Genomic DNA, 12,120 nt, shown 5'->3' with positions numbered 1-12,120 from the left:
CCGGCAGCTATCCGGCTGGAGCCGGGCTCTGCTCAGCCTTCGAGTTCTTCCCAGCGCGCGAAGGCCGCATCCAGCTCGGCCTGCACCTTCGCCAGTTCGTCGTTCGCCCGCGTGATCGCGGCCGCATCCTGCTGGTAATACTTCGGGTCGTTCATCGCCTCGGTGCGCTTCGCGATCTCCGTCTCGAGTTCTTCGAGCTTCGCCGGCAGCAGGTCCAGCTCGCGCTGTTCCTTGAAGGACAGCTTTTTCTTCGGTGCGGCGACGGGAGCGGCCGCCGGTGCCGCGGCGGGTGCCGCTGGCTTCGCGCTGGCGGCATGGGCGGCCTTCGCCGCCTCGATCGCGGGCTTCTGTCGCAGCCAGTCGCTGTAACCGCCGATGTACTCGCCGACGTCGCCGCCTCCTTCGAGCACGAGCGTGCTGGTCACGACGTTGTCGATGAAGTCACGATCGTGAGACACGAGCAGCAGGGTGCCGGTGTATTCGTTGAGCAGTTCTTCGAGCAGTTCCAGCGTCTCGACATCGAGGTCGTTGGTCGGTTCATCCATCACCAGCAGGTTGGACGGCTGCGCGAACAGCTTGGCCAGCAGCAGGCGGTTGCGCTCGCCGCCGGACAGGCGGGTGATCGGCGCGCGTGCACGCTCCGGCGAGAACAGGAAGTCCTGCAGGTAGCCGATGATGTGCTTGCGCTGCCCATTGAGCTCGATGTATTCACGGCCTTCGGCCACGTTGTCCAGCGCGTTCATGCTGTCGTCCAGCGTGGAGCGGTGCTGGTCGAAGTAGGCGATCTGCAGGCTGGTGCCGAGCGTGGATTCGCCCGTCTGCGGTTTGAGTTCGCCCAGCAGGATCTTCAGCAGCGTGGATTTGCCCGCGCCGTTGGGACCCATGATGCCGACACGGTCGCCGCGCATGATCGTGGTGGAAAGGTCTTTCAGCAGCGTGCGCCCGCCGTAGCCGTGGGTGACGTGCTTGACGTCGACCACCTTGCGCCCGGACGACTGCGCATTGCCCAGCGTGATCTTGGCGGTGCCCGTCTGCTCGCGACGTTCGCCACGTTCGCGACGCAGTGCCTTGAGGGCGCGAACGCGCCCTTCGTTACGCGTGCGGCGTGCCTTGATGCCCTGCCGAATCCAGACTTCTTCCTGGGCCAGCTTGCGGTCGAAGTGCGCGGTGGCCTGGGCTTCGGCGTGCAGGCGCTCTTCGCGGCGGCGCAGGTAGTTGTCGTAGTCGCCCGGCCAGCTGGTGACGCTGCCGCGGTCGATCTCGACGATGCGGGTCGCCAGCGCGCGCAGGAAGCTGCGGTCATGGGTGATGAAGACGATGCTGCCGGTGAAGCTCTTGAGGAAACCTTCGAGCCACGCGATCGCCTCGATATCGAGGTGGTTGGTCGGCTCGTCGAGCAGCAGGAGGTTCGGGTCGCGAACCAGGGCCTGGCCCAGGAGCACACGACGCTTCATGCCGCCGGAGAGGTCGGCGAAGTCGGTGCCCGCGGGAAGCTCGAGGCGCTCGATCACCTGCTGGACGCGCGAGTCCAGGTCCCAGGCGTTATGGGCCTCGATCTGCGTCTGCACGTCGCCGAGGGCATCCATGTCGCCCTCTTCGAGCAGATGGTGATAGCGCGCGAGCAGATGACCGAGCTCCCCAAGGCCGTCGGCCACCACGTCGAACACGCTGCCGGTGGTGTCCTGCGGGACCTCCTGCGTCAGCCTCGCGATGCGCGTACCGCCCTGCAGGCGGATCTCACCGTCTTCGGCGTGAATCTCGCCGGCGATGAGCTTGAGCAGGGTGGACTTGCCCGCGCCGTTGCGCCCGACGACGCAGACGCGTTCGCCGGCGTCGAGGGAGAGATTCACCTGTTCGAGCAGGAGCGGGCCGCCGACGCTGTAGTCGACATTGAGGAGTTGGATAAGAGACATCCCCCATTGTACCCGGCGGGAGCCAGCGCTGCCCTTCAGTCCGTATCGACGGTGTACCGGGTGTGCTGGCGCCAGGTGACGCCGGGCCGGAGGATCGCACCCTCGGCCTCGCTGCCGTTGACCTGGTCCGGAAAGGCCTGGGCCTCGAGCGCGAAGCCGGCAAACGGGCCGTAGGCGTCCCCGTGACGGCCCGGCTGGCCGGCCAGCTTCTGGCCGCTGTAGAACTGCAGCCCCGGCCGGTCGGTCCTCACCGTGAGCCGGCGTCCGCTGGACGGCTCGCTGACCACGGCGACGACGCGGCCCGCCTCGCTCGGACGGGCGTGCGGGATATAGCAGTGATCGAAGCCCCCCACCAGCTGCAGCTGGGGGTCCGGCCAGTGCAGCCGCGATCCGATCGGCGCCGGTTCGCGGAAGTCGAAGGCCGTACCGGCGACGTGCTGGCGGCCGACCGGGATCGCGCCCGCGTCGATGGCCAGGAACTCATCCGCGTCGATACGGATGACGTGGTCGCGGATATCCGGGCGGCGGTCGTTGAGGTTGAAGTACGGGTGCGCCGTGAGGCTGAGCGGCGTGGGGGCATCGCTTTCCGCCTCATAGCGGAGGTCGAGGCTGCCGTCGTCCTCCAGCTGCACGCGCAGGGTCACCCGCACTTCGCCCGGAAAGCCGCCATCCCCCTCGGGTGAGACGAGGCGTAGCAGCAAGGCGTCGCCGTCCGGTTCGACGTCCCAGCGCTGCAGGTGAAAACCGTCGTGGCCGCCGTGCAGATGGTTGCCGCCGTCATTGCGGTCCACCCGGTAGTCGATGCCGTCGACGCTGAAGCGTCCCCCGCGTATGCGGTTGGCCCAGCGTCCGACGATGGCGCCCATATACGCCGTGGAGGCGAGGTACTGCTGCGCGTCGGCGTGACCGAGCAGAATGTCGCCGACGCGTCCCTGGCGGTCCGGCGCCTGCCACGAGAGCAGGGTGCCGCCGAGGTCGGTGATGTCGATCTGCGCGTCGCGGGCGTTACGCAGGGTCCAGCGGTGGAGCGGGCGGCCGTCGGGGAGATGGCCCCAGGCGGTGGCATTCGATACGGGCATGGGTAGAGCGTTCCCTGCGGACGGCGATCAGGTCGTCGTCTTGCGATGGAGGTCGAGGTACTGGCGCGGCGTGCAGTCGTACTCACGACGGAATACCGCATACATGTATTGCAGCGACGTGAAGCCGCAACGCAGCGCGATGTCCGCGAGCGGCACGTCGGAGTTGGCGATGAGGTCGCAGGCCGTGTCGAGCTTGTGCTTCAGGATCACCTGGTGGACCGTCTGCTTGAGCTCGCGCTTGAAATGTTCCTCGAGCACGGTCCGCGACACGCCCACGTAGTCGGCGACCTGCTCGGTCTTGATGCCGAGACAGCCGTACTGGCGGATGTAGTGGCTGGCGCGCATGACGTGCGGGCTGCGCATCGGCTGGAACCGGCTCGACACCTGCACGTTGATGCCCACCGGTGGCACGAGGATGCGCGAGCTCGAGCAATCCACGCCCCGCAGCATCTGGTGCAGCAGGTGCGCCGCGGTGCGCCCCATCTCTTCGGCACCCTGGATCACCGACGTCAGCGGGATGCGCGTCAGCAGCTGGGCCATCGGGTCGTTGTCGATACCGACGATCGCGATCTGCTCCGGTACCGCGAAGCCACCCATGACGCAGGCCTGCAGGAGCTGGCGCGCACGGGCGTCGGTCACGGCGATGATGCCGATGGGCTTGGGCAGATCGGCCAGCCACGTGATCAGTTCCTCCACCGCGTGGCCCCAGCCACCTGCACTGGTGGGGGAGCCTTCGTACACGACGCCGTCGATGGATTCCTCGCGAACGATGGCCTCGAAGGCATGTTCCCGCTCCTGCGCCCAGCGGCTGCCCGGGCTCGGGGGGATGCCATAGAAGGCGAAGCGCGTGAGGCCCTGTTCGATCAGGTGGTCATAGGCCAGCCGCACGAGGCGCGCATTGTCGGTGGCGATATAGGGAACGCCCGCCGGATAGGCGGAAGCGTCGTGGTAGGAGCCGCCGACGGCCACCACGGGGATGTGCAGGTCGCGCAACGCATCCGGGGCGTCGGGGTCGTCGAAGTCGGCGATGACGCCGTCGCCCTGGAAATCGTGGATGTCGCGCATCCGGCTGCGGAAGTCCTCTTCCATGAAGAGGTCCCACTCTACCCGCGTGCTGTTGAGGTAATGCCCAATCCCGGCGATGACCTGACGGTCATACACCTTGTTGGCATTGAAAAGCAGGGCGATGCGGTGCGGTGCCATGGCGGCGAAAACTAGCAGGAATCGGCGCTCGCGGCCATGACGCACCGCGGCAAAGAAAAGTACCGGGGTGGCGACTGAAATCGCAATTGCGCGGTATGCCCCCGGATCGTCAGCATCGACGGAATTCGCCCCCCTGTTTGTCAAGGATTTGTTATGTCGTACTTTTCGCACATTCCGAAGATCGCCTACGAAGGTCCGCAGTCGGACAATCCGCTCGCCTTCCATCACTACGATGCGAAGAAGCAGATCCTTGGCAAGAGCATGGCCGAGCACCTGCGTCTCGCCGTCTGCTACTGGCACACCTTCGTGTGGCCGGGCTCGGACGTCTTCGGTGCCGGCACGTTCGAGCGTCCCTGGCAGACCGCGGGCGACCCGCTGGAGAAGGCGCGTGAGAAAGCCGACGCCGCCTTCGACTTCTTCTCCCGCCTCGGCACGCCGTTCTACACGTTCCACGACACCGACGTGGCACCGGAAGGCGCGAACCTCGCCGAATACAGGAACAACTTCGCCGCGATGGTCGACGTGCTCGAGAAGAAGCAGGCCGAAACCGGCGTGAAGCTGCTCTGGGGCACGGCCAACGTGTTCAGCAACCCGCGCTACGCCGCCGGCGCCGCGACCAATCCGCAGCCGGAAGTGTTCGCCTACGCCGCGACGCAGGTCCGTCACGCCATGGAAGCCACGCATCGCCTCGGCGGTGAGAACTACGTGCTGTGGGGCGGCCGCGAAGGCTACGAGACCCTGCTCAACACCGACCTCAAGCGCGAGCGCGCGCAGCTGGGCCGGTTCTTCCAGATGGTCGTCGAACACAAGCACAAGCTCGGCTTCAAGGGCACGATCCTGATCGAGCCGAAGCCGCAGGAGCCCACCAAGCACCAGTACGACTACGACAGCGCCACGGTGTACGGCTTCCTCAAGGACTTCGGTCTGGAGAACGAGGTCAAGACCAACCTCGAAGCGAACCACGCCACGCTGGCCGGCCATTCGTTCCAGCACGAGGTCGCCACGTCCATCGCGCTGGGTCTGTTCGGCTCGATCGACGCCAACCGCGGCGATCCGCAGAACGGCTGGGACACCGACCAGTTCCCCAACAGTGTCGAAGAGCTCACCCTGGTGACCTATGAGATCCTCAAGGCCGGCGGCTTCACCACGGGCGGTTACAACTTCGACACGAAGGTGCGTCGCCAGAGCAGCGCGGCGGAGGATCTCTTCCACGGTCACATCGGTGGTATCGACGCGCTGGCGCTGAGCCTCGAGCGTGCGGCGAAACTGATCGAGCGCGACGCCCTCGCCGACTTCAAGGCGAAGCGCTACGCTGGATGGGATGCCGAGCTGGGTGCGAAGATCCTCAACGGTGGTTTCACGCTCGCTTCCCTGTCGGACGAGGCGATCGCACGCGACATCCACCCGAAGCACGTCTCCGGCGGTCAGGAATTGCTCGAAAATATCGTCAACCGTTATATCTACGGCTGATAGGGAGTTCGTTTTGATGGAAGCACAGGCACGCATGTACCTCGGTATCGACCTCGGCACCTCGTCGGTGAAGGCGGTGCTGATCGACGACACGGGGGCGGTGCGGGCCAGTGCGTCCAGCCCGCTCGAGGTGTCCCATCCCAGGCCGCGCTGGTCCGAGCAGGATCCCGCGGCCTGGTGGGCGGCCACCGAGGCGGCGGTCACGGATGTCCTCAAGGGTGCCGATGCCCGCCGCGTGGCGGCCATCGGTCTCTCGGGCCAGATGCACGGCGCGACCCTTCTCGATAAGTCAGACAATATCCTGCGCCCCGCGATTCTCTGGAACGACACCCGGTCCGACATCGAGGGTGCCGAACTGGAAAAGGTGCCGGGCTTCCGCTCGATCACCGGCAACGTGGCGTTTCCGGGCTTCACGGCACCCAAGCTCGCCTGGGTCCGCAAGCACGAGCCCGAGATCTTCGCGCAGGTCGCCAGGGTGCTGCTGCCCAAGGACTACCTGCGGCTGAAGCTCACCGGTGAGTACATGACCGATGCCTCCGACGCGGCCGGCACGCTCTGGCTCGATGTCGAGAAGCGTCAGTGGAGCGATGCGATGCTCGCCGCGACCGGGCTGGATCGCTCGCACATGCCCGAGGTCTTCGAAGGCAGCCAGCCGGCGGGTCGGCTGAGCCGGGAGCTGGCGGATCGCTGGGGCATGGATACCGTGCCCGTCGCCGCCGGTGGTGGCGACAACGCGGCGGGTGCCGTCGGCGTGGGTATCGTCCGCAGCGGTCAGGCGATGCTCTCGCTGGGCACCTCGGGCGTGTACTTCGCGGTGTCCGATGGTTTCCGTGCCAGCCCCGAGCAGGCCGTGCACAGCTTCTGCCATGCCTTGCCGGACACCTGGCACCTGATGTCGGTGATGCTCAACGCGGCCAGCTGCCTGGACTTCACCGCCCGCCTCACGGGCTTCAAGGATGTCCCGGCACTGCTGGCGGAAGCTGAAGCCGCCGGCCTGAAACCCGACGGCCCGGTGTTCCTGCCTTACCTCACGGGTGAGCGCACGCCGCACAACGATGCCCATGCACGCGGCTCATTCACCAACCTGGGTCCGGGCACGCTGCGCGCGGATCTCGCCAACGCCACGCTCGAGGGCGTCGGCCTGGGTCTGCTCGACGGCTTGCTGGCGGTCGAGTCGACCGGCGTGGTGGCCGACGAGATCACGGTCATCGGCGGCGGCTCGCGCAGTGCCTACTGGACACAGATGCTGGCCGACATTCTGGGCAAGAAGCTGGTGTTGCGCGCCGGTGGCGAAGTCGGCCCGGCGCTCGGCGCGGCGCGTCTCGCACGCCTGGCGGTGGACCCGCAAGCCACGCTGGATGAGGTCTGTCCGATGCCGGAGGTTACCGCCGTCCGCGAGCCCGATGCAGCGCGTCATGCATATTTTCTTCAAACACGTCACCCTCTGTTCCGCCGCTCGTACGAGCGTTTGAAGCCGCTGTATTCCGACGCCGCCTGAGGCGACGAATTTCCGCCCTGAAGAGGGTGAACCCAGAAGCATGGAGATGAGCATGAAGCACAAGGCCCTATACACGTTGCTCGCCGTATCGATGGTCGGCGCCAGTATTTTCGCGGCGCCGCAGGCGCACGCCAGCAAGGAAAAGCCGGTCATCGGCTTCTCCATCGACGACCTGCGCGTCGAGCGCTGGACCAAGGACCGCGATTATTTCAAGGCTGCCGCTGAAGCCAAGGGCGCCACGGTCTCGGTGCAGTCCGCCGATGCCAACGAGCAGAAGCAGATCCAGCAGATCGAGAACCTGATCTCGCGCAAGGTCGACGTCATCGTCATCGTGCCCTTCAACGCCAAGACTCTGACGACCGTCGTGGCCGAAGCGAAGAAGGCCGGCATCAAGGTCATCTCCTACGACCGCCTGATCCTCAACGCCGACGTCGACGCCTACATCTCGTTCGACAACGACAAGGTCGGTCAGATGCAGGCCCAGGGCGTGGTCAATGCCGCACCCAAGGGCAACTACTTCCTGCTCGGCGGCGCGCCCACCGACAACAACGCCAAGATCCTCCGCGAAGGCCAGATGAAGGTGCTCAAGCCGCTGGTCGACAAGGGCGACATCAAGATCGTCGGTCAGCAGTGGACCAACGAGTGGCTGGCCTCCAACGCGCAGTCGATCATCGAAAACGCGCTGACCGCCAACAAGAACAACATCCAGGGCATCGTCGCTTCCAACGACGGCACCGCGGGTGGCGCCATCGCCGCGCTGAACGGCCAGAAGCTCGCCGGCAAGGTCGCCGTGTCGGGTCAGGATGCCGATCTCGCCGCGATCAAGCGGATCAAGGCCGGTACGCAGACCATGACGGTCTACAAGCCGATCAAGACCATCGCCACGGATGCCGCCAACCTGGCGGTCGACCTCGCCCAGGGCAAGGCGCCGAACTTCACCTCCAAGATGAACAACGGCAAGGGCGACATCAACACCATCCTGCTGACCCCGACCCTGCTGACCAAGCAGAACGTCGATCTCGTGGTCAAGGACGGCTTCTATACCCAGGCCCAGGTGGGTCAGTAAGATCGGGGGCGCCCCGCTTCGTGCGGGGCGCCACCTTGAGTGAGGAAGACCGTGAGCGAATACCTGTTCGAGATGCGCCAGATCGTCAAGGAATTCTCCGGCGTGCGTGCGCTCAATGGCATCGACCTGGCCGTGCGGCCCGGTGAATGCGTGGGCCTGTGCGGAGAAAACGGCGCAGGCAAGTCCACCCTGATGAAAGTCCTCTCCGGCGTGTACCCCTATGGCACGTGGGAAGGCGAGATCCTGTTCGACGGCAAGCCGCTGCGGGCGCACTCGGTGCGTGACAGCGAAGCGGCCGGCATCGTCATCATTCACCAGGAGCTGATGCTGGTACCGCAGCTCTCCGTCGCCGAGAACATCTTCCTCGGCAACGAGATCCGCAAGTTCGGCGGTGTGATGGATTACGACGCCATGTATGCGAAGGCCGAGGCGCTGCTCGCCCGGCTCAAGCTCAAGGACGTCAACGTAGCGGCCCCTGTAATGAACTACGGCGGCGGCTACCAGCAGTTGTTCGAGATCGCCAAGGCGCTGGCGAAAAACGCGCGCCTGCTGATCCTCGACGAGCCCTCGTCGTCGCTGACCTCCTCCGAGACCGATACGCTGTTGTCGATCATCGAGGACCTCAAGCGCGACGGTGTGGCCTGCGTTTACATCTCGCACAAGCTCGACGAAGTGGCACGCGTGTGCGACACGGTCACGGTCATCCGCGACGGCAAGCACATCGTCACGAAGCCGATGAGCGAGATGACCACGCACACGATCATCACCGCGATGGTCGGGCGCGAGATCGAAAACCTGTTCCCGAAGATGGACCACGACATCGGCGAGGTGATCTTCGAGGCGAAGCACGTCACCTGCTGGGACGTGGCCAACCCGAACCGCAAGCGCGTCGACGACATCTCGTTCGAAGTGCGTCGCGGCGAGATCGTCGGTATCGCCGGGCTCGTGGGCGCGGGTCGTACCGAACTGGTCTCGGCGATCTTCGGCGCCTACCCCGGCCGCTACGAGGCCGAGCTGGTGCTCGAGGGCAAGTCGATCAAGATCCGTTCGCCCGAGCAGGCGATCAAGGCCGGTCTGTCGCTGGTGCCGGAAGACCGTAAACGCCAGGGTATCGTGCCGCTGCTGGGTGTGGGTGACAACATCACGCTCGCCACGCTGGCGCATTATGCGCACGCCGGGCAGATCGACCGTCAGGCCGAGCTGCAGGTGGTCGACACCGAGATCAAGCGGCTGCGCGTCAAGACGGCCAGTCCCGAACTGGCGATCGTCGGGCTGTCCGGCGGCAACCAGCAGAAGGCGGTCCTGACCAAGATGCTGTTGCCCGGCCCCAAGGTCCTTATCCTCGACGAGCCGACCCGCGGCGTCGACGTCGGCTCCAAGTACGACATCTACAAGCTGATGTTCGAACTGGCCGCCAAGGGCGTCGCCATCATCATGGTCTCCTCGGAGATGCCCGAGGTGCTCGGCGTGAGCGATCGCGTTCTCGTCGTCGGCGAGGGCAAGCTTCGCGGCGACTTCAAGAACGTCGGTCTGACGCAGGAGCAGGTGCTCGCCGCCGCGATTTCACACGCCGCCGAGGGGCCCGCACACGCGGCCTGATCCTTCGAACCCATCCACGCGCCACCACGGAAGCTCCTCCATGCAGGCCCAGCAAATCCAGCAACTGTTCGTCCGCTACAAGATCCTCGCGCTGCTCATCGCCGTCGCGCTCATCTGGGTGTTTTTTCACGTAAAGACCGACCAGGCCTTCATCACGCCCGGCAACCTGTCCAACCTGTTCCGGCAGATGGCTATCACCGGCATGCTTGCCTGCGGCATGGTGTTCGTCATCATCGCGGGCGAGATCGATCTGTCGATCGGCTCGCAGCTCGGCCTGCTGGGTGGTGTGGTCGCCATCCTTACGGTCAACCAGGGCTGGGGCACGTGGACGTCCATCGGCGCCGTGCTGGTGCTCGGCCTGCTTATCGGTGCGTTCAACGGCTTCGTGGTCACCAAGATGCGCGTACCGTCGTTCATCGTCGGTCTCGGCGGCATGCTGGCTTTCCGCGGCATCGTGCTTTACATCACCGGCAGCTCCACCATCGCGCCGGCGCCGGATGACCTCATCCAGCTCGGCCAGGGCTTCGTCCCGGTGGCGATGTCGCGCTGGATCGGCGGCATCATCTTCCTTGCCATGGTCGCGCTGACCGTCCGCCGGCGCATGCGTCGGGGCAAGCTCGGTCTGCAGCAGGGCGCGGTCTGGGTCGATGCGGTCAAGCTGGTCGCCATCGGCGCGGTCATCTTCGGCTTCGTGCGCACGCTCAACGACGCCAACGGCATTCCCATTCCGGTGATGATCCTGCTCGGCCTGCTGGCCGTGTTCACCTACGTTTCGACCCAGACCGTGTTCGGTCGCCATATCTACGCGGTCGGCGGCAACATGGAAGCGACGCGCCTCTCGGGCGTCAACGTCGCCCGGGTCAAGCTGGTCGTGTTCGCGCTGATGGGACTGATGTGCGCCTTCGCCGGCATCATCACCGTGGCCCGCACCGGTTCGGGTTCGCCCTCCGCCGGTACCGGCGGCGAGCTGGACGCCATTTCCGCCTGTTTCATCGGCGGCACGTCGATGCGCGGCGGTTCCGGCACGGTCTACGGCGCGCTGATCGGCGCCCTCGTCATGGCCAGCCTCGACAGCGGCATGCAGCTGATGGACGTCGACAACTCCTGGCAGATGATCATCAAGGGCGCGATCCTTGTGCTCGCCGTGTGGGTGGACGTGCTGTCGGGTTCGAACCGTAACGGCTGAGCATGAAAATCATGGACGATTTCGACACCCTCCAGGGTCAGTGGCGCCAGGTTCGGTTCGAAGCGAACGGCATCATCGACCCTCCGGATGACCACGGCGGGCATGGCGCGATCACCATCATCGAGGGCGATACCTTCTCGGTACGTCGGGGAGGCGGCGAGGTGCTGCTCGCCGGACACTTCGTGCTCGATACGACCGGGCAGCCGAAGTCGATCACCTGGATCGACAGCATGGGCGACGACGCGGGTAAGCGCCTGCCCGCCAGCTACGTATTGGACGACGACCAGTTCCTCTTCATCGCGGCCGATGAAGGTATGGCCCAGCCGACGGCGTTCGTCACGTCCCCGGGGCTGACGTTGCGCGGCTTCGTCCGGCATCGCCCCTAAAAATGTAGGAGCGCGCCTGCGCGCGAAGCTCTTGCGCTGACCGTCGTGCGTCAGGCGTTAAGGGCATCGCGCGCGAGGCGCGCTCCTACAGGTCTTATTTCCCGCTGTTCAGAGCCCGAGCCATCTTCAGATGTTGCTTCAGCGTCGGCAGGGTCTTCTTCGCGAAGGCCTGCAGTTCCTTGTTCGAGCCCTTTTCGGCCTCGACCTCGAAGATGGCGATGGCCTTCTCGTGATCGGCGACGGCGACCTTCGCGTATTCCTTGTCGAACGCCGCGCCATTGAGGCGCTTCAGCGCGTCGATGTCTTTCTGGTTCGCGGGCGGCGGGCTCTCGGCGGTGGCATAGCCGCGGTCTCCGCTCGCAAGATTCTTCAGCTCCTCGCCCGACTTGGTGTGGTCGTCGACCATGTGCTGGCCGAACGACTTCACCTTGGCCGATCCGCCGTTGGTCACGGCGATCTTGCCCAGCTCCACTTCGGCCAGGCCTGCGCCGCTGGCATTGGTGACGAAGCCGGCATCGGTCGGGGTACCGCCCTTGGAATCGGTCTGCTTGGTGTCGTCCTGCGCATGGGCGGTGAAAGGAACGGCGGCCACGAGTAGCGCGGTCGCGATGAGGCGGGGCAGGGTGCGTGACATCATGGATTCTCCGGTAGCACGGTAACGGCTGTCAGATGTCTCATTCCAGCCATGAAAGCATTGTGACCCCGGCGGCAACTTTCTGA

The 12,120-nt window shown here is 65.5% G+C and carries 10 protein-coding genes; 6 read left to right on the top strand and 4 right to left on the bottom strand.

Annotated elements, in window-relative coordinates:
- Positions 1–32: 32 nt before the first annotated feature.
- From FA87_RS15795 to FA87_RS15785, 3 genes are read right to left on the bottom strand one after another with little or no spacing between them, the layout of a single operon-like run.
- A complete protein-coding gene (locus FA87_RS15795) occupies positions 33–1,913 on the bottom strand; it encodes an ATP-binding cassette domain-containing protein (protein ID WP_043695865.1) in 1,881 nt (626 codons plus the stop codon).
- Between the two features lie 35 nt (positions 1,914–1,948).
- Positions 1,949–2,992 carry an aldose epimerase family protein gene (locus FA87_RS15790; protein ID WP_043695863.1) on the bottom strand — a complete coding sequence of 348 codons (1,044 nt, stop codon included), beginning with the start codon at positions 2,990–2,992 and terminating at the stop codon, positions 1,949–1,951.
- A 27-nt stretch (positions 2,993–3,019) separates the two neighbouring features.
- A complete protein-coding gene (locus FA87_RS15785; protein ID WP_043695860.1) occupies positions 3,020–4,195 on the bottom strand; it encodes a XylR family transcriptional regulator in 1,176 nt (391 codons plus the stop codon).
- A 153-nt stretch (positions 4,196–4,348) separates the two neighbouring features.
- On the opposite strand from FA87_RS15785, the gene xylA reads away from it, so the two are divergent.
- Genes xylA through FA87_RS15755 form a run of 6 tightly spaced genes read left to right on the top strand, consistent with a single transcriptional unit; the run spans position 4,349 to position 11,400 of the window.
- On the top strand, positions 4,349–5,665 hold the full coding sequence (gene xylA, locus FA87_RS15780) for a xylose isomerase (protein ID WP_036110348.1): 1,317 nt from the start codon (positions 4,349–4,351) through the stop codon (positions 5,663–5,665).
- A gap of 16 nt (positions 5,666–5,681) precedes the next feature.
- Positions 5,682–7,163, top strand: a complete 1,482-nt coding sequence (gene xylB / locus FA87_RS15775) for a xylulokinase (RefSeq protein WP_345775630.1) — start codon at positions 5,682–5,684, stop codon at positions 7,161–7,163.
- Between the two features lie 52 nt (positions 7,164–7,215).
- On the top strand, positions 7,216–8,229 hold the full coding sequence (gene xylF, locus FA87_RS15770; protein ID WP_239709108.1) for a D-xylose ABC transporter substrate-binding protein: 1,014 nt from the start codon (positions 7,216–7,218) through the stop codon (positions 8,227–8,229).
- A 51-nt stretch (positions 8,230–8,280) separates the two neighbouring features.
- Positions 8,281–9,828 carry a xylose ABC transporter ATP-binding protein gene (locus FA87_RS15765; RefSeq protein ID WP_036110353.1) on the top strand — a complete coding sequence of 516 codons (1,548 nt, stop codon included), beginning with the start codon at positions 8,281–8,283 and terminating at the stop codon, positions 9,826–9,828.
- 40 nt (positions 9,829–9,868) lie between these two features.
- Positions 9,869–11,014, top strand: a complete 1,146-nt coding sequence (locus tag FA87_RS15760) for a sugar ABC transporter permease (RefSeq protein WP_051943303.1) — start codon at positions 9,869–9,871, stop codon at positions 11,012–11,014.
- 2 nt (positions 11,015–11,016) lie between these two features.
- Complete coding sequence (locus FA87_RS15755) at positions 11,017–11,400, top strand: TIGR03067 domain-containing protein (protein WP_043695854.1); 384 nt, start codon at positions 11,017–11,019, stop codon at positions 11,398–11,400.
- Positions 11,401–11,494: 94 nt separating this feature from the next.
- Here the strand turns inward: FA87_RS15755 and FA87_RS15750 are convergent, their stop codons facing one another.
- The gene (locus FA87_RS15750) at positions 11,495–12,037 is read right to left on the bottom strand and encodes a DUF4142 domain-containing protein (protein ID WP_052191389.1); all 543 of its coding nucleotides are present in this window, start codon (positions 12,035–12,037) and stop codon (positions 11,495–11,497) included.
- Between the last annotated feature and the right edge of the window lie 83 nt (positions 12,038–12,120).

Origin of the sequence: Luteibacter sp. 9133, assembly GCF_000800155.1 — a bacterium.
Lineage (GTDB): Bacteria > Pseudomonadota > Gammaproteobacteria > Xanthomonadales > Rhodanobacteraceae > Luteibacter > Luteibacter mycovicinus.
Note: the sequence above shows the minus strand (reverse complement) of the source record. Positions and strands in the feature narration are given on the sequence as shown.

What these genes read in the sequence shown, in the direction of transcription:
- FA87_RS15795 (WP_043695865.1), bottom strand. Translation starts at nt 1,913, where the DNA reads ATGTCTCTTATCCAACTCCTCAATGTCGACTACAGCGTCGGCGGCCCG.
- FA87_RS15790 (WP_043695863.1), bottom strand. Translation starts at nt 2,992, where the DNA reads ATGCCCGTATCGAATGCCACCGCCTGGGGCCATCTCCCCGACGGCCGC.
- FA87_RS15785 (WP_043695860.1), bottom strand. Translation starts at nt 4,195, where the DNA reads ATGGCACCGCACCGCATCGCCCTGCTTTTCAATGCCAACAAGGTGTAT.
- xylA (WP_036110348.1), top strand. Translation starts at nt 4,349, where the DNA reads ATGTCGTACTTTTCGCACATTCCGAAGATCGCCTACGAAGGTCCGCAG.
- xylB (WP_345775630.1), top strand. Translation starts at nt 5,682, where the DNA reads ATGGAAGCACAGGCACGCATGTACCTCGGTATCGACCTCGGCACCTCG.
- xylF (WP_239709108.1), top strand. Translation starts at nt 7,216, where the DNA reads ATGAAGCACAAGGCCCTATACACGTTGCTCGCCGTATCGATGGTCGGC.
- FA87_RS15760 (WP_051943303.1), top strand. Translation starts at nt 9,869, where the DNA reads ATGCAGGCCCAGCAAATCCAGCAACTGTTCGTCCGCTACAAGATCCTC.
- FA87_RS15755 (WP_043695854.1), top strand. Translation starts at nt 11,017, where the DNA reads ATGAAAATCATGGACGATTTCGACACCCTCCAGGGTCAGTGGCGCCAG.
- FA87_RS15750 (WP_052191389.1), bottom strand. Translation starts at nt 12,037, where the DNA reads ATGATGTCACGCACCCTGCCCCGCCTCATCGCGACCGCGCTACTCGTG.